This is a genomic window from Kribbella swartbergensis, assembly GCF_054784135.1.
The window spans coordinates 545460-562090 of the sequence record NZ_BAAGPM010000018.1; the positions used below are offsets into that span (position 1 = coordinate 545460).

The window sequence follows — 16631 nt, forward strand, 5'->3', positions numbered from 1 at the left end:
AAGCCTAGCGTCTCAGCACAACTTGCAACGTTGCAAGCTTCCGCAGCTGTCATGAGGACGCGACATGACCATTCCCGTCTCGCCGATGAGCGAGAAACTCAGCACGGCAGTCCCGGTTTCCCGCCGTACCGTTCTCCGGGCCGCTGGTGCCGCCCTGGTGGCGGGCGGCCTGAGCGCCTGCGCCCCGGGCAACACGACCGGCAGCAGCCCGCTGCCGACCGGTGCGACCACGCCGCCGTCGGGCGAGATCACCATCTGGGACCGCACCGGCGACCTGTTCAAGGTGTTCGACAAGGCGATCGCGACGTTCACCGCGAAGTACCCGCAGGTGAAGGTCAACCACCTCGCGGTCGACATCAATGCCAAGCTCCCGGCGACGCTGATCAGCGGTGCCGGTGTCCCCGACGGCGCCTTCTACGACGACGCGCTGCTGACCGGCGTCGCGCCGCATCTGCACGACCTGAGTCAGCTGATCGAGCAGTACAAGCCGGACATCGCGCCGTACAAACTCGGCGTCGTCACCGTCGACGGAAAGGTAGTCGCGGTGCCCTGGGACCTGGACCCCGGCCTGCTGTTCTACCGCGAGGACATCGTCACCCAGGCTGGGGTCGACCCGGCCGGTCTGACCACGTACGACGCTCTGCTCGGCGCGGCCAGGACGGTCCGGGAGAAGTTCCCCAAGGCGAGGCCGATCCACCTGGAGAACGACCAGTTCCTGGGCCAGCTCTGGATCGACATGTTCGCCAACCAGCAGGGTGGCGCGATGGTCGATGCCCAGGGCAAGCTCACCCTCGACTCGGACCCGTATCGCAACGCCCTCACCTGGCTGGACCAGGTGCGGGCGGAGGGTCTCGGGACGCTGGCGAAGTACACCCAGCCGACCGATCTGCAGACCCAGGACAACGGCACGCAGGTGTTCGTGCCGTGGGCGCAGTGGTTCGTGTTCGCGCCGCAGCAGTTGCTGAAGGCAAGCAAGGGCAAGTGGCGGGCGACCGCGCTGCCCGCCTGGCAGGCCGGCGGTGCGCGGGCAGGTGTGATGGGTGGCTCGTCGTTCGTCATCCCGGCCAAGGCGAAGAACCCGGAGCTGGCCTGGCGGCTGTACGAACACCTCGTCTTCAGCAAGGAGGGCTACACCGCGGTCTACGGGCCGAACGACGTGTACCCGGGCGGACTGAACACCTCGATCCCGTCGTACCTGCCCGCGCTCGACCCGAACACCCCGCTCTTCAAGCCGATCGAGGCACTCGGCGGCCAGGACCTGTGGAAGGTGGCGGTCGAGGCGGGCAAGCAGGTCCCGGGCGGCTACACGATCCCGACCTGGTGGGGCAAGGCGGTCGACTACTTCGGCGTCAACGTGCAGAAGCTGCTCGCCGGGCAGCTGAGTCCGGACGAGGTGCTCCAGACGTCGGCGACCCAGATCCAGAAGAACCTGATGGGGCCCAGTTGATGGTGACCGTCACCGAGGCGGCCGGCACCCGGCGGGAGGCGCGCCCGGTCCGGCGTCGCCGCCGGGTCAGGGCCGCGCCGTACCTGTTCGTGGCGCCGTTCGTCCTGGTCTTCGCGGCGTTCAGCGCCTATCCGATCTTCTTCGCGCTCCAGCTGAGCTTCACCAACTGGCACGGTGCCGGGGCGCTGGAGTTCATCGGGCTGGCGAACTACCGGTTCCTGCTGGCCAGTCCGGATTTCTGGCAGTCGATGGCGACCTCGGGTGCGCTGTGGTTGCTCGTCGTACCCGGGCAGCTTCTGCTCGCGCTGACGATCGCGGTGGCGTTGCGCAAGGCAAGGTTCCGCGGGCTGTTCAGCGCCGCGCTGATCGCGCCGTTCGTGACACCGCTGGTGGCGATGGCGCAGGTCTGGATCATCCTGTTCGACCAGGACTTCGGCGCGATCAACCACGGTCTGACGTCACTCGGCCTGCCCGCGGTCGGGTGGCTGACGACCTCGATCTGGGCCAAGGTCACCGTGGCCCTGCTGGTGCTGTGGCGGACCACCGGGTACGCCGTGATCCTGCTGATGGCGGGGTTGTCGTCGATTCCGTCGGACGTCTACGAGGCGGCCCGGATCGACGGTGCCGGAGCGTGGCACCAGTTCTGGTCGATCACGGTCCCGCTGGTCACCCGGACGCTCAGCTTCGTCGTGGTGATCGGGACGCTGACCGTGTTCCAGTTGTTCGCCGAGCCGTACGTCGTCACCGGCGGCGGACCGTTCAACGGCACCCGGACCGCCGGGCTCTACCTGTACAAGCACATCACCAACTCCGACCTCGGCCTCGGGGCGGCGAACTCGATGCTGCTGGTGGTGATGGTGCTCGCACTGTCGCTGGCCTCGATCCGGCTGCTGCGTTCGAGGGAGGACGGATGAGACTGTCCGCTGCCGGCCGCTACGGCCTGCTGACCGTGGCCGGCGTGATCAGCCTGGCGCCGCTGCTGTGGATGATGGTCTCGTCGCTGAAGCCGGGTGGCGACATCATCGCCCGGCCGTTCGGCTTCGACCTGGGTCAGCTCACGCTGCACAACTTCCGCGCGATGCTCGACACGATCCCGATCGAGACCGGGTTCCGGAACACCGCGGTCGTCGTGCTGATCAAGGGCGCGCTGACGATGATCTTCTGCCCGATGGCCGGGTTCGCGTTCGCGAAGTACGACTTCCCGGGCAAGCGGCTGCTGTTCGGGACCGTGCTGGCGACCTTGATGCTGCCGACGCTCGTGCTGCTGATCCCGCTGCTGCTGGAGATGAGCCAGCTCGGCTGGGTCAGCACGTTCCAGGCGCTCATCCTGCCCGGCGCGATCGACGCGTTCGGGGTGTTCTGGATGCGGCAGGTGATCATGTCCATCCCGGACGAACTGCTCGACGCCGCCCGCGTCGACGGCGCCGGTGAACTGCGGATCTTCGCGAGCATCGTGGTCCCGGTGATCCGGCCGGGCCTGGCGGCGCTCGGCGTACTGACCTTCATCAACATCTACAACGACTTCGTCTGGCCCGTCGTGGCGGTGAACGACGAACAGCACCAGACCCTGCAGGTGATGCTCTCGGCCCTCGCGCAGAACATCCGGTCGGGGCAGCTGGGTGCCGACTGGACCAGCGTCTGGGGACAGTTGCTTGCCGCCAGCACCATCGCCGCGATCCCGGTGCTCGTCGTCTTCGTCGTCCTGCAACGTCATCTGATCAAGGGCGTCATGGCCGGCAGCCTCAAAGGCTGACGCCCGACTTGGAGAGAACAGCTGTGAACACACCCCGTCCGGAGTACCCGCGTCCGCACTTCGACCGCTCGGACCACTGGCTCAACCTGAACGGCGAGTGGGACTTCGCCCCCGACCCCGGCGACGCCGGCCGCGCCGCCGGCTGGCAGGAGCCCGGCCGCTGGCCGGCCGACGACGGTTCGTCTGCCATCGTCGTCCCGTTCCCCTGGGAGCACCCCGCTTCGGGCGTAGTCGCCCACTGGCTCCCGACCGCCTGGTACCGGCGGTTGATCGAGCGTCCGGCGGAGTGGGCCGACCAGCGGACGATCCTCCACTTCGGCGCCGTACACCACCACGCCACTGTCTGGGTCAACGGTCAGCTCGCGGTCGAGCACGAGGGTGGCTACCTGCCGTTCGAGGCGGACATCACCGAGCTGCTCGACTCCGACGGCGCCGGGCTCCTGGTCGTCCGCGTGCATGCCCCGGTCGACAAGCGGTTCATCCCGCACGGCAAGCAGCGGAGCATGCCGGCCGACGACTACGACGGCTGCGCGTTCACGCCGTCGAGCGGGATCTGGCAGACCGTCTGGCTCGAGCCCCGGCCCGCGTCGTACATCTCCCACCTGTCCCTCCGCCCGACCCCCGAGCTCGACGGCATCGAGGTCACCGTGACGGGCCCGTCGCCGATCCGGATCGAGATCCCGGGCGTGGTGGTTCGCGAGTACGGCGAACTGACCGGCCCGGTCACGCTGCCGATCCCGGAGCCGCGGCTGTGGAGCCCGGAGGATCCTCATCTGTACGACGTGATCGTCACCGCCGGCGAGGACACGGTCCGCGGCTACACCGGGCTGCGAAGGATCGAGTGGCAGGGGACCACCCTGGTGCTCAACGGCGTACCGACGTACGTGCGCGGTGTCCTCGACCAGGGGTTCTGGCCGGCCGGTGGACACACGGCGCCTACCGACGACGCGCCGAGGCAGGACATCGTGCTGGCGCGCGAGGCCGGGTTCAACCTGGTCCGCAAGCACCTCAAACTCGAGGATCCGCGCTGGCTGTACTGGGCCGACCAGCTCGGCATGCTGGTCTGGGCCGAGCCGCCGTCGACCGGGCGATTCACTCCCGAGGCCGTCGCTGCCTTCGAAGCGGTCGCGGCCGGGATGGTCGGGCGCGACGGCAACCACCCGAGCATCGTGATCTGGGGTGCGTACAACGAGGAGTGGGGCCTGGACTGGGATGTCCCCGGTGACCCCGCGAAACAGGACGCCGTACGGCGTGCCTACCGGATCATCCGTGAGGCCGACCCGACCCGGCCGGTCGTGGACAACTCGGGCTGGGCGCACGTCGAGACCGACCTGGTGGACTGGCACTACTACGACGACGACGTCGCGTCCTGGGCCGCGGTGGTGGACCGGCTGGTCAACACCGAGGACGGGAGCTTCCCGGTGCGACTCGGACCGGACTTCGTCGCCACCAAGGCGATCGCGGCTCCGGGCTTCGACGGCTCGGCGCTGATTCAGCTCAACGGGGAGTACGGCGGCGGATCGACCAGCGTCGAGCGTGGATGGCATCTGCGCTGGCAGACCCAGGAACTGCGTCGGCACGCGCGGAACGCGGGCTACATCTACACCGAGCTGTACGACATCGAGCACGAGACCGTCGGGATCTACACCTACGACCGGCGGACCAAGGACCTCGGCGGCACCCGGCCGTCCGACGTCCACGCCGAGACCACGCTCGTCCTCGACGTGACTCCGCAGGCGCCGGGACGCGATCTGGTCGGGACGGGCGAGGTGACGGTGCCGGTCCGGGTGTCGCACCACGGCCGCGATCCGCTGCTCGGTACGTTGCACTGGGCAACCGGTTCCGCACCCGTCGATGCCAAGCCGTTCGTCGTCACCGACCCGATCGAGGTCGTCGCGACGACACCCGGCCGACTCGACCTCTGGCTCACCGACTCGACCGGCGCAGTCGTCGCAAGAAGCTTCGTCGACATCGCCCACGCCTGACCGCAATACCTCTGACGGGGATCAATCCGCCTGTTGTTCCGAGGAGGTTCCATGTTCATCCGTAGGTTGGTGCTTACCCTGGGCATCGTCGCCGCGAGTCTGGTGACGATGCCCGCCGCGACCGCGGCGCCGCCGGGGCAGGTGCTCTACAGTCCGAACCTGTCCACCTATCCGAACGCCGATGCCGGCTACCCGCGGGCGATCCGGCTCGACCACGACGGCAGCGGTGGCCGGACCGTGCTGGCCACGTTTGCCCGGCGCAACGAATCCGGCCCGAGCACGTTCCCGGTCTACCGCAGTACCGACGGCGGCGCCACGTTCGGGGCCGCGCCGATCAGCACGATCAGCTCGCACACGGCCGGGTGGGATCTCGGCGCGCCGGTCGTCTACGAGGTGCCGCGGACCGCGAACGGGCTCAACCAGGGTGACCTGCTCGCCGCCGGTACGGCGTGGGACGAGGGCAACTTCGCCGCGCAGAAGGTCGAGGTGTTCAAGAGCACGGACCACGGCGTGAGCTGGCAGTACCTGTCGAACTGCACCCAGACCAGCGGCCTGCCGAACACCATCGGGCACGGCATCTGGGAGCCGTGGTTCCTGCTCGCGCCGAACAACACACTGGCATGTTTCATCTCCGACGAGCGTCCGGCCGGATCGCCGACCAACAACCAGATCATCGGCCACTACACCTCGACGAACGGCGGCGTGACCTGGAGCAGCACCATCACGCCGGACGTGGCGTTCCCGAACGACAACCTGGCCCGGCCCGGGATGTCCATCATCACCCCGCTGCCGAACGGGCAGTTCATGATGACGTACGAGCTGTGCCGGGACGCGACCAACGCGGACCACGCGTGCGAGGTGTACATCAAGACCAGTCCGGACGGGCTCAACTGGGCTCCGGCCGACAATCGGGGAACTCTGGCTCAGACCAGTGACGCCCGGCATCTGTTGCACACGCCGTACATCGCCTGGGTACCCGGTGGCGGTCCCAACGGGACGCTGTTGTTGTCCGGGCAGCGGGTGGTCACCGGACCGACCGGGAACAAGGCAGTGATGGCGGAGTCGGGATCGGTCGTCTTCGCGAACACCTCGTTGGGGAGCGGTCAGTGGACCGAACTCGAGGCGCCGGTCAACGTGAACCCGACCGGCGGCTACGGTCCAGGTGTCCCGGCCTGCCCTGGATACAGCTCACCGATCGTGCCGTCGGCGAACGGTACGTCGTTCCTCTACCTCGCGGCGACGTGGCTGGGGACCGGCAACCAGTGCCAGGTCCGGTTCGGTACCGGCGTCATCGGAGGACCTGTTGGTGCGATCACGGGCCCGGCCGCGGCCGGGAAGTGTCTCGACGTCGACACGAATACCGCGGTCAACGGCCGAGTCGTCCAGTTGTGGACGTGCACCGGCGTACCAGGTCAGCAGTGGACGATCATGGCCGACGGGACGATCCGTGCCTTCGGCAAGTGTCTCGACATCGTCGGCAACGGTACGGCGAACTTCACCAAGGTCCAGCTATGGGACTGCGGGACCGCGGGCGGACAGCAATGGCGGCCGCAGGCCAACGGCGCGTTGCGGAACCCTCAATCCGGCCGCTGTCTGGACAGTCCCTCCGGTGCGACGGCTGATGGCACCGACCTACAGATCTACGACTGCAACGGGCTGAACTCGCAGAAGTGGAACCTACCCGGATACCCCACCGGACCGATCACGGGACCGGCGAACGCCGGCAAGTGCGTCGACGTCGACACGAACACCCCGACCAGTGGGAACGTCGTCCAGCTGTGGACCTGCAACGGCGTACCGGGACAGCAGTGGACGATGTCCACCGATGGCAGGATCCGTGCCTTCGGCAAGTGTCTCGACATCGTCGGCAACGGTACGGCGAACTTCACCAAGGTGCAGCTGTGGGACTGCGGGACCGCCGGTGGGCAGATCTGGCAGCCGCAGCCGAACGGCGCGTTGCTGAATCCTCAATCGGGCCGCTGCCTGGACAGTCCGGGCGGTGCGACGGCTGACGGCACCGACCTGCAGATCTACGACTGCAACGGTCTCGATCCGCAGAAGTGGAAGGTTCCGGTGTAGACATCCGGCGAGCGGCCGCGGGAGTCCGCGGCCGCTCGGCAGATCGGGTTACTGGATGTCGTCGTCCTGACCGTCGAGGTTGTCCAGCCGGTCCTTGGCGAAATCGCTGCCCTGGTCGATCTTGTCGCCGTGCTCGCCGCCGGTCTTCTCGTTCGCGAATTCGCCGGCGCGGTCCACGCCCTCGCTGACCTTGTCGCCGTGCTCGTCGACGGCGTCGGTGGCCTTGTCCTTCATGTTGTCGAACATGCCCATCGTCTTTCCCCGTTCTGTCGATGGTTGCTGAGGACTACCAACCCTTCGTACCCGATGACGCCGATTTCACACAACCCCGGCACGCTTGTCAGGACAAGAACGGATTCTCGCCGGCGACGAGGGCCGGCAAGACCGCTCCGGCGAGCCTGTCGTACAGGTGCCGCTGGAGCATCGGCCCGAAGGTGATCCGGGCGACGCCCAGGCCGGCGAGCTCGGCCAGTGACCGGTCGCCCTGGCCGAAGCTGACGTTCACCGGGCCGGAGATCTCCTTGACCAGCGACTGGATGACGTCGGGATCGCTGGTGCCGATGGGGTAGACGCAGTCGGCGCCTGCGGCCAGGTAGCGGTTGGCCCGGTCGATGGCGGAGCGGAGTTGTTCCTCCGGTGCGCCGGCCCGGCGGATGAAGGTGTCGACGCGTGCGTTGATCACCAGGTCCGCGCCGGCCGCGGCCCGGACGGCGGCGAGGAACTCCGCCTGCTCGCCGGCCTCGACCATCGCGCCGGTGGCCGGATCGGAGTCCTCCAGGTTCAGCCCGACGGCGCCGGTCGCCACGAAGCGTTCGACGAGTTCGGCCGGGGCGAGCCGGAAACCCCGCTCGAAGTCGACCGTCACCGGTACGGAGACCGTCCGCGCGATCCGGGCGGTCGCGGCCAGGACGTCGTCGACCGGTGCCGACTCGCCGTCGTCGTACCCGAGGATCGTGGCGGTTGCGAAGCTGCTGGTCGCGACGGCCGGGAAGCCTGCCTCTTCGACCATCCGCGCCGACGCGGCGTCCCACGCGTTGGGCAGGACGACCGGTGTACCGGGTACGTGCAGGTCGCGCAGTGTGGTTGCGAGGGTCATGGTGTCTCCTTGGGTCGACGGCTGATCGGCAGGCCGAACGCCGGGAACAGTTCTGGGTTGTGGAACGCCATCACGGCGGCGATTCCGTGCTTGGTGAGGGTCAGGACCTTGATCGAATGAGCGTGGTACTGCGTGTCCGCACCGCGGATGTAGAGGGCGAACGCGGGCTGTCCGTTGGCCGACGTCTCGACCACGATCCGTCGCCCGGCGCCGGAGCCGAGCTTGGCGTCGATCAGCCGCAGTACGTCGCTGCGTCCGCTGAACCAGGTCGGGATCGGTGGCATCTCCCACCGGGCGTCCGCGGTGAACAGACCTTCCAGGGTGGCGAGATCCTTGCTCTCGAACGCGGTCGAGAACTGCTCGAGCAGCTGACGCCTCACCGGCTCGTCCGGCTCGCTGAGGTCGTCCTCGGCCGGCCGCACCCGGGCCAGCTCGGCGCGGGCGCGCTGCAGCGAGCTGTTCACGGCGGCTGTCGTGGTGTCCAGCAGGGTGGCGACTTCGGCCGCCGGCCAGGACAACACCTCACGCAGGATCAGGACGGCGCGCTGTCGCGGCGGAAGGTGCTGCATGGCTGCGACCATGGCCAGGCGCAGACTCTGCCGGTGCCCGACGATGGTGGCGGGGTCGGCGCCGAGCAGATGGTCCGGGAACGGTTCCAGCCAGGGTACCTCGAGCGCCTGCGGATGGAGGTCGTCGGGATCGTTGCCGGGGGCACCGAGTGCGGACGGCACCACCCGGCGGCTGCTGTGCTGCAACAGGGTCAGGCACACGTTCGTCGCGATCCGGTACAGCCACGTCTTGACCGATGAGCGCTGCTCGAAGGCCGCCTGTCCGCGCCAGGCCCGCAGATAGGTGTCCTGCACCGCATCCTCGGCGTCGTGCAGCGAGCCCAGCATCCGGTAGCAGTGTGCAAGCAGCCCGGACCGCTGCTGCGCGAACTCCTCTTCGAGGTTCATCCCACTTCCTCCATGGCCTTGGGGCCGACCAGCCCCCTGGTGCGGCGTCGTGCCGTGATGCCGAGGCCCGCCAGTGCCCCGAGCAACGACAGTACGCCGCAACCCGCGAGTGCCCGGGTGAATCCCTGACCGGCATAACCGCCGGCGGCCACGAAGACGGACCCCAGAACGGCGACACCGGCGGCTCCGCCGAGTTGGCGGTTCATGCTGTAGATGCCGGATGCGATCCCCACCGCCTCGCGGGGCAAGGCGCCCATGCCCGCGCTCTGTGCGGCCGGCATCGCCAGCGAAATGCCGCAGCCGGCGACCACGAGTGGCGCGACGAAGGCGCCGTACCCCTCGGCGCTGTGGCTGATCTCGCTGAGCCAGAACATTCCGAGGGCTTGCAACGTCAATCCGGTCATCACCAGTGGACGCTCGCCGACGCGGTCGACCAGCCGGCCGGCGATCGGGCCGACGACGAAGAGTGTGGCCGTCCAGGGCAGCAGTTGCAGACCGGCCGTGAACGGCGCCGAGCCGAGCACTACCTGCATGTACTGGGACAGGAAGAAGACCGCGCTGAACAGGGCGGCGGTGAGGAGGAAACCCGCCGCATTCGCCGCGGTGAACGTCCGATTGCGGAAGAAGCCGAGCGGCACCATCGGGTGAGCGGATCGTCCCTCCCACAGGACGAACGCGGCGAGCAGTACGACGCCGGCCGCGAACGAGCCGAGGACCTCGGCGCTCGACCAGCCCGCGCTTTCACCGTGGATGACGCCCCAGACCAGTCCGAGCACCGCGAGGCTGCTCAGGACCGCGCCGACCGGGTCGAGTCGCCGGGACGGGCCGGTGCTTTCGCGGACCTTCCGCACTACCAGGGCAATCGCGATCAGGCCGACCGGCACGTTGAGCCAGAAGATCCACTGCCAGGCGAGCCCTTCGGTCACCGCGCCGCCGATCATCGGTCCACCCAGCACCGCGATCCCGGTGACGCCGCTGAAGACGCCGATCGCCTGCCCTCGTCGTTCGGGCGGGAACGCCGCGCCCAGCAGCCCCATCGCCAACGGCATCACCACCGCGGCCCCGGCACCTTGGAGCGCACGGGCCGCGATCAGCCAGGGCAGCGAGGTGGCCAGCGCGCAGCCCACTGACGCAACCGTGAACAGCGCCAGCCCACCAATGTAGGTACGCCGCCGGCCCCAGCGGTCACCGACGGCGGCCGCGGTCATCATCAGGATCGCGAAACTCAGCCCGTAGGCGTTGACCGTCCATTCCAGCTGCTCGGCCGACGCCCCGAGGTCGGATCGGATCGTGGTGAGCGCGGCCGCCACCACCAGCACGTCCAGCGCCACCATGACCGACCCCACCGAGGCCAGACCCAACACCCACCGCTGCTCACCCGTCGTCCGCACAGACCCTCCAGAATTGGTTCTCGTCTGTACAGACCACGAGCGCCCCCGAAACTCATCGCCGCGATGACCGGAATTTCCCGCGGATCACCGATCGGTCCGCCGGGCGGCTCGGCGGATGGATTGGCGGCGGATCTTCTCCCGGACCCCGCAGGTGCCGGTGTCGCACCAGCGGCGGGAGGCGTTGCGGGTCAGGTCGAGGAACAGCCAGCCGCAGGTCGGGCGGCAGACCTTGACCCGGGCGACCTGCGGGGATTCCAGCAACCGTACGGCGTCGTCCGCGAGCAGGTGACGGAGTCGGTCCAGGTCGTCGGCCGGCCAGGTCCAGTGCAACTGGTCGTCCCATCGCGGGAGAGCGTGTGCGACGGCGTCGGCGTACGCGTCGCGGATCGCGGTCAGATCGTCGGCAGCCGGTTCGCCCCCGGTCGCGATCGCGTGGAACGCCCGGTACGTCGCTTCGCGCAGGACGATCGCGCGCTCGTGCGCCGCCGACGCCACGCGGGTGTCCGCCTGCTGCCTGAGTGGGCGTGCGCCGGCGTTCGAGACAAGCCCCGCCTTGACCGACCAGCTGATCAGCGCCGGGTAGTCGGGCAGGTAGTCACTCACCGGAGCCGGCTCGTAGCGGGGCTCGACGGTGTTGGCGAAGTCGAGGCACCAGGCGCCGGCGATGAAGTCCGCGGTCCGCATCCTCTGATTCCATCGAAAGTGGTTTTGCTCGCATCATAGCGGGCACCGAAGTTCCATGATGCAAGCAAAAGGCAAAACGATCGCATCAGAGCTCAGCCGGTACCTGGGCGCGGCGGTGGTGATCCGGGCGGTGAACGACGGCGCCTCGGTCGGCCTGGCACTGCTGGCTCTGTCCGTCCGACCGAGTGTGGCCGGTGCGCTGGTGGCCGCTTTGGTTGCTCCGCATCTGCTCGGACCCTGGCTCAGCCGGTTGCTGTCCTGGACGGACTCGCGCTATGTCCTCGCCGGGTCGTTCGTCCTGTACGGCGTGTCGATCGCCACCGCAGCCGTCTTGATGGACGCCGTGCCGGCAGTCATCACGCTGCTCTTCGTCGCCTTGGCCGGCTGTGCGGGGCCGATGCTCGCCGGCGGCCTCACCAGCAGACTGCCCGGCGGTGACTCGGCGAGGTCCAGAGCGTTCGACAGCGCGACTTGGGGGATCGCGACAGCTTTGGGTCCCGGTCTCGCCGCAGTCACCAATTTGGTGGTCGGTCCGGTGGCGGCCGTACTCCTGATGGCGGTCGGCGCGTTGGCGGCTGCGGGGCTCGTGCTCACGCTGCCGCCGGAAGCCGGCTCACCTGAGCGTGCTGCCGGGATCCGGGAGTGCCTGACACACGCCATCCGGACCAGACCGCTCCGCAACACGCTGATGGCGATCGGCCTCGCCGGCCTCGGCCTCGGCGCCCTGCCGGTGGCGACGCCACTGCTGAGCATCGACCTGGGCAAGCCGCCCGGCAGCGGCGGACTGCTGATCGCCACCTACGGGGTGGCGAGTCTCGTCGGTTCGCTCGTGAACGCCGGCCGGCCGTTCGGAAGGTCGCCGCTGCGGGTGATGGCGGGCAGCCTGGCGGTGATGGGTCTCGCTGTCGGCGTCGCGGCGGCGGCTCCGTCGTACGCGGTTGCTCTCATCGGATTCGCCGTACTCGGTCTCGCGAACGGGACGCTGCTTCCCACTGTGCTGGCTGTCTGCCGCTTGCATGCACCCGCCAACGGCCACGCGCAACTGCTGGTGCTCACCAGCAGCACCAAAATCACCGGCTCTGCGCTGGCCGGCGTCTGGTCCGGTCTGGTCGCGCCCGCCGGAGGCCGGACCGTCGCGGTCGTGGTCTGCTGTGCCCTCCTCGCCGCCGCCGTCGCCGCCGTGATCCGGCTGAGAGGATGGGAGACGCGCTGACTCACCAGAGCGAGACGAGCACCTTGCCGGAGGTGTCGGAGTCCGTGGCGACGGCGAACGCCTGGACGGCCTGGTCGGCGGGGAACTCGTGGGTGATGACCTGCTCGAATTCCGGGGTGGTGTCCAGCAGGACGACGGCCTGGTCGATCTCGTCGTTGAAGCGCAACGTGCCGCGAAGTTGCAGCTCCCGGGAGACCAGCGGTGAAAGGTTCACCGGCAGCGCCTCGTCGGCCGGAATGCCGACGAGCACAACGACACCTGCGCGCCTGGCTGCATCAAGCGCTCCCGTGATGGCAGCCGGGACACCGGTGCACTCCAGTACGACGTCGAAGTAGGCCGACGGGAGCTCCTGCGCGCCGACCTGGATCGTGTCGTGGACACCGAGCTTCCGCGCCCGCCGGAGCGGGCCCGGGAGAACGTCGGTCGACACCACTTCGGTCGCACCCAGAGTCAGCGCGGCCGCGGCGGTCAGCAGGCCGATGGCGCCGGAGCCGGAGACCAGCACCCGCTTGCCCTTGACGCCGCCGGCGATCGTCATGCCGTGCAGCCCGACGGCGAGCGGCTCGGCCAAGGCGGCGCGGCGGAGCGGCAGCGTGGGCGGAAGCACCCGGACCATGTGCTTGCCGACGACAAGGAATTCGCTCATCCCGCCCTGGGTGTGCGGCCAGGTGGAGGCACTGCCCAGGTAGGCGCCGTTCGGCCACAGGTGTGGACGGTCCTCGATCCCGGGCTCGGGTGTGCCGAAGGTCGCCGGGTGGATGGTCACCGGCGTGCCGGAGGCGAGCTCACCCGACGGGTCGAGATCGACCCTGCCGGAGAGCTCGTGGCCGGGGACGAGCGGCTCGCGGACGACGAACTCGCCGTTCGCACCGTCGTGGTAGTAGTGCAGGTCGGATCCACAGATCCCGCCGTATGCGATCCGGAGCCGCACCTGCCCCGGTCGCGGAACCGGCGTGGGGACCTCGACCTCGGCAAGCTCGAGCTTCCCCTGGATGGCGACGGCCTTCATGCCGCCCATCTTCCCCCGCCGCCCCCGGCCGACCGTCAGGTCATCGGGAGATCGCCGGCTAGCGAGTGGTTTCCATCAGGGTCTTGAGGGTCTGGAGGTCGGCTTGTACGGCGTCTGCGTCGCGGGCGAAGTCGTCGTCGGTCATGTCCGGGCGCTGCCGGAGGGTGAAGACGACCTCGCAGCCGGCGCCGTCGGGGATGACGCGCATCGGGTTGTGCACGGTCTCGCCCGACGGCAGCGTCACGTCGTGGTCCAGGACGCCGTACTCGTTGCTGTCGGCAAACTTGACGACGACGCGGCCCATCGGTGACTCGGCGACCCATTCGCCGTCGACCTGCTCGATCGACCCGCCCAGGCCGGCCGCCCACTCGGGGATGTTGGCCGGGTCGGACGCGTACGCGTACACGTCCTGGGCGGGCCGATCGATGTGCGCGCTGAGGTGTCGTGAGGTGCTCATGACCTCGACGTTAACGCGCCGCCGCCGGGGTCGTCTTGAACGAATCGGTCATCACGCGCCGGCGTCGTCCAGGCGTTCCAGCTGCTCCTCGGTGAGCTTGATGTCGCTCGCGGCCAGGGCGGTCTCGAGCTGCTCGGGGGTGCGCGGGCCGATCAGCGTGACCAGCTCGGGATCGGTCCGGTGCAGCAGCCAGCTGATCACGAGCTGGTTCGGCGTGACCCCGAGCTCGGCCGCGACCGCGGTGAGTACGGCGAGGCGCGCGTCGGCGTCCGGTCCGGCGTACGACGACATGATCTGGTGCCCCTCACGCTTCGCCGGGTCGTCGTAGATGCCCTTCAGGATCGGCGAGTACGCGACCAGGGTGAGGTCGTCGTTGGCGCGCAGGTAGTCGAGCTGCTCGTCGTCGACGATCGACAGGGTGTCCGCCCCGGCCTTCGGACGCAGGTACGAGTGCTCCTGCTGTACGGCGACCGGCGCCGGCCACCCGTTCTTCTCGGCCAGGCTGCGGATCCGCTCGAGCCGCCAGGTCCGGACGTTCGACCAGCCGATGTACCGGGCCTTGCCGGCGGCAACGATCCCGGCGAGCGCCTCGAGGGTCTCCTCCAGCGGTGTGGACCGGTCGTCGACATGGACGTAGTACAGGTCGACGTGGTCCGTGCCCAGCCGGCGCAGGCTGTCGTCGATGGCCTGCCGCAACGTGTCGCCGCCGGCGCCGACCCACTGGGCGGCCATCGTCTCGTAGCTGCCGTCACCGGACCGGATCGCCTCGGGGTCGCGCACCCACGCGCTGCCCTTGGTCGCCAGGAAGATCTCGTCGCGCTTCTTGCTCTTGGCAAGCCAGCGGCCGAGCAGCGACTCGCTCTCGCCGCCGGTGAACCCCGGCCCGGGCCACCACGCGTAACAGTCGGCGGTGTCGATGAACGTGCCGCCGGCCTCCAGGTACCGCTCGAGCATGCCGACCGACGTCTGCTCGTCGGTCGACGTACCCATCAGCATCGCCCCCAGCGCCAGCTGACTGACCTGCTCACCGGTCCGTCCCAACGCGACACCACGCATTCCGTCATCTCCTCACTCAGGTTGTCATCGTGAGGTTACGTACGCCTGTCTTCATTCGTCCAATGCCGATATCCACCGCACTTGATGCGCCCGGCGCATCGACCTGCCCCCGTGCTGGTTGCGGGTTCAACGGCGGAGGAGGCTGAGAAGCGTTTCTCCGGGGTACCGGTCCGGTATGAGTGCAGAAGACGAAGGATTGGACCCGGATCCGCGGACGGACCACAAGCCGGACACCCACATTCGGCGCTGGGGTGCGGTCTATGTCCTTCTGGTGTTGTTCCTCGGTTCCTGGCTGGGACAGTTCTTCGCGCAGCTGAGCGAGTTCCGCAGCGAGCAGGAGGAGCACAATCAGGCGTTCGCCTGGGCCGACTTCTTTCCGGCCTTCCTCAACAGCACGTTCGAGAACTGGCAGAGCGAATGGCTGCAGCTGGTCTTCCAGGCGATCCTGCTCCTCGGCGCCAAGCACCTGATCTTCCGCGTCGACGCCGAGGACATGGAACGCCTCGAAGCCAAGGTCGACAAGATCAGCCACCAGCTCGACGGGATCAGGTCAGGTGCTGATCGGGCGGGTGATCCGAGCGGCGGCCGGTGAGAAAGCGGCTCGGGTCGCCGCCCGCGCTCGCGGCGGAAGCCAACCAGGCCCGGATCCCCTCGGGGTCGCGGCGCTCGAGCTCGTCCAGGCAGCGTTGACGCGCCATCACGATGCGGAGCCGGGCGGTGGGTGTGGTTGCCTGGCTGAGCGCGACGTAGCTCTCGTGCCATTCCCGGCACAGCCGGCTGGTGCTGACAAGACCGGGTGACGGAGGGGTCGGCACCACAGGTTCGGCTCGTGTCCGTTGCCTTCGCAGCGGCCGGCTCCACCATTCGACAGCGCGTGGGGAACTCGCGCCCACCAGCAGGAGGAGAGGTACGACGCCGCCGCCGAGGACTGCGCCGATCCCCAGGACAGCGACAACCGCCAGGCAGACGACGAGAGCGCGCCGAAGCGTCCGGGCCAACGCGGAAGCCGCCGCGTCGCTCGTTGTTGCCCGGCCGACGACAGCGGTCAACCCGACCACGACGGCGAACAACATCACCAGGACCCACACCTCGATCGGCAGCACGACGAGGCCGATCACCACACCGACGGTGATGAGCACGCCGCAGAGAGCTCGCCAAATGGATCGGTAGACGTCCACGGTCGGCTCCGGGTGAGTCAGACCCGGTCGCGGGCGGCGGAGGCCCCGGACATCTGGGCGCAGTTGGCACAGCAGTAGATCGTGCTGTCCTGCTGGACCCCGTGGCCGAGCACCCGGCACCCGCAGTGCGCACAGGTCGGAGCGATCGCGTGGGCCGCGCACTCCAGGCTGTCGAAGACGTGCTCCTGGCGGTCGGGCGTGATCACCGTGAACGCCGCGTCGTACTCGTTTCCGCAGACTTCGCAGGCCGGCATCGGGGGCCTCCTCTCCGAATCCTCACAGACCGAGCACAAGTACCCGATCGCCGGGCCGGTAAGCGCTCCGGCC

At 68.8% G+C, this 16631-nt stretch carries 17 protein-coding genes; 7 read left to right on the forward strand and 10 right to left on the reverse strand.

Annotated features, from left to right (window positions below; genetic code table 11):
• The first annotated feature begins 64 nt into the window (after positions 1 to 64).
• Genes ACYVOK_RS17995 through ACYVOK_RS18015 form a run of 5 tightly spaced genes read left to right on the forward strand, consistent with a single transcriptional unit; the run spans position 65 to position 7264 of the window.
• Complete coding sequence (locus ACYVOK_RS17995) at positions 65 to 1447, forward strand: ABC transporter substrate-binding protein (RefSeq protein WP_460663592.1); 1383 nt, start codon at positions 65 to 67, stop codon at positions 1445 to 1447.
• Positions 1447 to 2361: a carbohydrate ABC transporter permease gene (locus ACYVOK_RS18000; RefSeq protein WP_460663593.1), complete on the forward strand. Its 915-nt coding sequence runs from the start codon at positions 1447 to 1449 to the stop codon at positions 2359 to 2361. The genes ACYVOK_RS17995 and ACYVOK_RS18000 overlap by 1 nt, the downstream gene beginning before the upstream one ends.
• The gene (locus ACYVOK_RS18005; protein ID WP_460663594.1) at positions 2358 to 3200 is read left to right on the forward strand and encodes a carbohydrate ABC transporter permease; all 843 of its coding nucleotides are present in this window, start codon (positions 2358 to 2360) and stop codon (positions 3198 to 3200) included. The genes ACYVOK_RS18000 and ACYVOK_RS18005 overlap by 4 nt, the downstream gene beginning before the upstream one ends.
• A 23-nt stretch (positions 3201 to 3223) precedes the next feature.
• Positions 3224 to 5185, forward strand: a complete 1962-nt coding sequence (locus ACYVOK_RS18010; RefSeq protein ID WP_460663595.1) for a glycoside hydrolase family 2 protein — start codon at positions 3224 to 3226, stop codon at positions 5183 to 5185.
• Positions 5186 to 5236: 51 nt separating this feature from the next.
• On the forward strand, positions 5237 to 7264 hold the full coding sequence (locus tag ACYVOK_RS18015) for a ricin-type beta-trefoil lectin domain protein (RefSeq protein WP_460663596.1): 2028 nt from the start codon (positions 5237 to 5239) through the stop codon (positions 7262 to 7264).
• 48 nt (positions 7265 to 7312) lie between these two features.
• Here the strand turns inward: ACYVOK_RS18015 and ACYVOK_RS18020 are convergent, their stop codons facing one another.
• The 5 genes from ACYVOK_RS18020 to ACYVOK_RS18040 form a co-directional block, all read right to left on the reverse strand.
• Positions 7313 to 7516, reverse strand: a complete 204-nt coding sequence (locus ACYVOK_RS18020) for an antitoxin (RefSeq protein ID WP_460663597.1) — start codon at positions 7514 to 7516, stop codon at positions 7313 to 7315.
• An 88-nt stretch (positions 7517 to 7604) separates the two neighbouring features.
• Positions 7605 to 8360 (reverse strand): isocitrate lyase/PEP mutase family protein, encoded by a 756-nt coding sequence (locus ACYVOK_RS18025; protein ID WP_460663598.1) that lies wholly within the window; start codon positions 8358 to 8360, stop codon positions 7605 to 7607.
• Entirely contained in the window at positions 8357 to 9316 is a 960-nt protein-coding gene (locus ACYVOK_RS18030; protein WP_460663599.1) for a sigma-70 family RNA polymerase sigma factor, read from the reverse strand. The genes ACYVOK_RS18025 and ACYVOK_RS18030 overlap by 4 nt, the downstream gene beginning before the upstream one ends.
• Positions 9313 to 10707 carry a DHA2 family efflux MFS transporter permease subunit gene (locus tag ACYVOK_RS18035; protein ID WP_460663600.1) on the reverse strand — a complete coding sequence of 465 codons (1395 nt, stop codon included), beginning with the start codon at positions 10705 to 10707 and terminating at the stop codon, positions 9313 to 9315. Before ACYVOK_RS18035 ends, ACYVOK_RS18030 begins: the two co-directional genes overlap by 4 nt.
• 84 nt (positions 10708 to 10791) lie before the next feature.
• Positions 10792 to 11391, reverse strand: coding sequence for a CGNR zinc finger domain-containing protein (locus ACYVOK_RS18040; protein WP_460663601.1), 600 nt, complete (start codon positions 11389 to 11391; stop codon positions 10792 to 10794).
• Between the two features lie 55 nt (positions 11392 to 11446).
• Here ACYVOK_RS18040 and ACYVOK_RS18045 point away from each other — a divergent pair, with 55 nt between their 5' ends.
• On the forward strand, positions 11447 to 12604 hold the full coding sequence (locus tag ACYVOK_RS18045) for an MFS transporter (protein WP_460663602.1): 1158 nt from the start codon (positions 11447 to 11449) through the stop codon (positions 12602 to 12604).
• Position 12605: 1 nt separating this feature from the next.
• Here the strand turns inward: ACYVOK_RS18045 and ACYVOK_RS18050 are convergent, their stop codons facing one another.
• Genes ACYVOK_RS18050 through ACYVOK_RS18060 form a run of 3 tightly spaced genes read right to left on the reverse strand, consistent with a single transcriptional unit; the run spans position 12606 to position 15126 of the window.
• Entirely contained in the window at positions 12606 to 13613 is a 1008-nt protein-coding gene (locus ACYVOK_RS18050) for a zinc-binding dehydrogenase (protein ID WP_460663603.1), read from the reverse strand.
• A gap of 58 nt (positions 13614 to 13671) precedes the next feature.
• Positions 13672 to 14070: an SRPBCC family protein gene (locus ACYVOK_RS18055; RefSeq protein ID WP_460663604.1), complete on the reverse strand. Its 399-nt coding sequence runs from the start codon at positions 14068 to 14070 to the stop codon at positions 13672 to 13674.
• Between the two features lie 51 nt (positions 14071 to 14121).
• Positions 14122 to 15126, reverse strand: coding sequence for an aldo/keto reductase (locus ACYVOK_RS18060; RefSeq protein WP_460663605.1), 1005 nt, complete (start codon positions 15124 to 15126; stop codon positions 14122 to 14124).
• Positions 15127 to 15301: 175 nt separating this feature from the next.
• Here ACYVOK_RS18060 and ACYVOK_RS18065 point away from each other — a divergent pair, with 175 nt between their 5' ends.
• Positions 15302 to 15718: a DUF6766 family protein gene (locus ACYVOK_RS18065; protein WP_460663606.1), complete on the forward strand. Its 417-nt coding sequence runs from the start codon at positions 15302 to 15304 to the stop codon at positions 15716 to 15718.
• Here ACYVOK_RS18065 and ACYVOK_RS18070 read toward each other — a convergent pair.
• Both ACYVOK_RS18070 and ACYVOK_RS18075 read right to left on the reverse strand, forming a co-directional pair.
• Positions 15672 to 16265, reverse strand: coding sequence for a hypothetical protein (locus ACYVOK_RS18070; protein ID WP_460663607.1), 594 nt, complete (start codon positions 16263 to 16265; stop codon positions 15672 to 15674). The two genes, ACYVOK_RS18065 and ACYVOK_RS18070, sit on opposite strands and share 47 nt — an antisense overlap.
• Positions 16266 to 16321: 56 nt before the next feature.
• Complete coding sequence (locus ACYVOK_RS18075) at positions 16322 to 16558, reverse strand: hypothetical protein (protein WP_460663608.1); 237 nt, start codon at positions 16556 to 16558, stop codon at positions 16322 to 16324.
• Positions 16559 to 16631: the final 73 nt, after the last annotated feature.

What these genes read in the sequence shown, in the direction of transcription:
- ACYVOK_RS18065 (WP_460663606.1), top strand. Translation starts at nt 15,302, where the DNA reads ATGAGTGCAGAAGACGAAGGATTGGACCCGGATCCGCGGACGGACCAC.
- ACYVOK_RS18055 (WP_460663604.1), bottom strand. Translation starts at nt 14,070, where the DNA reads ATGAGCACCTCACGACACCTCAGCGCGCACATCGATCGGCCCGCCCAG.
- ACYVOK_RS18040 (WP_460663601.1), bottom strand. Translation starts at nt 11,391, where the DNA reads ATGCGGACCGCGGACTTCATCGCCGGCGCCTGGTGCCTCGACTTCGCC.
- ACYVOK_RS18020 (WP_460663597.1), bottom strand. Translation starts at nt 7,516, where the DNA reads ATGGGCATGTTCGACAACATGAAGGACAAGGCCACCGACGCCGTCGAC.
- ACYVOK_RS18000 (WP_460663593.1), top strand. Translation starts at nt 1,447, where the DNA reads ATGGTGACCGTCACCGAGGCGGCCGGCACCCGGCGGGAGGCGCGCCCG.
- ACYVOK_RS18015 (WP_460663596.1), top strand. Translation starts at nt 5,237, where the DNA reads ATGTTCATCCGTAGGTTGGTGCTTACCCTGGGCATCGTCGCCGCGAGT.
- ACYVOK_RS18060 (WP_460663605.1), bottom strand. Translation starts at nt 15,126, where the DNA reads ATGCGTGGTGTCGCGTTGGGACGGACCGGTGAGCAGGTCAGTCAGCTG.
- ACYVOK_RS18005 (WP_460663594.1), top strand. Translation starts at nt 2,358, where the DNA reads ATGAGACTGTCCGCTGCCGGCCGCTACGGCCTGCTGACCGTGGCCGGC.
- ACYVOK_RS18045 (WP_460663602.1), top strand. Translation starts at nt 11,447, where the DNA reads ATGATGCAAGCAAAAGGCAAAACGATCGCATCAGAGCTCAGCCGGTAC.
- ACYVOK_RS18025 (WP_460663598.1), bottom strand. Translation starts at nt 8,360, where the DNA reads ATGACCCTCGCAACCACACTGCGCGACCTGCACGTACCCGGTACACCG.
- ACYVOK_RS18030 (WP_460663599.1), bottom strand. Translation starts at nt 9,316, where the DNA reads ATGAACCTCGAAGAGGAGTTCGCGCAGCAGCGGTCCGGGCTGCTTGCA.
- ACYVOK_RS17995 (WP_460663592.1), top strand. Translation starts at nt 65, where the DNA reads ATGACCATTCCCGTCTCGCCGATGAGCGAGAAACTCAGCACGGCAGTC.
- ACYVOK_RS18075 (WP_460663608.1), bottom strand. Translation starts at nt 16,558, where the DNA reads ATGCCGGCCTGCGAAGTCTGCGGAAACGAGTACGACGCGGCGTTCACG.
- ACYVOK_RS18050 (WP_460663603.1), bottom strand. Translation starts at nt 13,613, where the DNA reads ATGAAGGCCGTCGCCATCCAGGGGAAGCTCGAGCTTGCCGAGGTCGAG.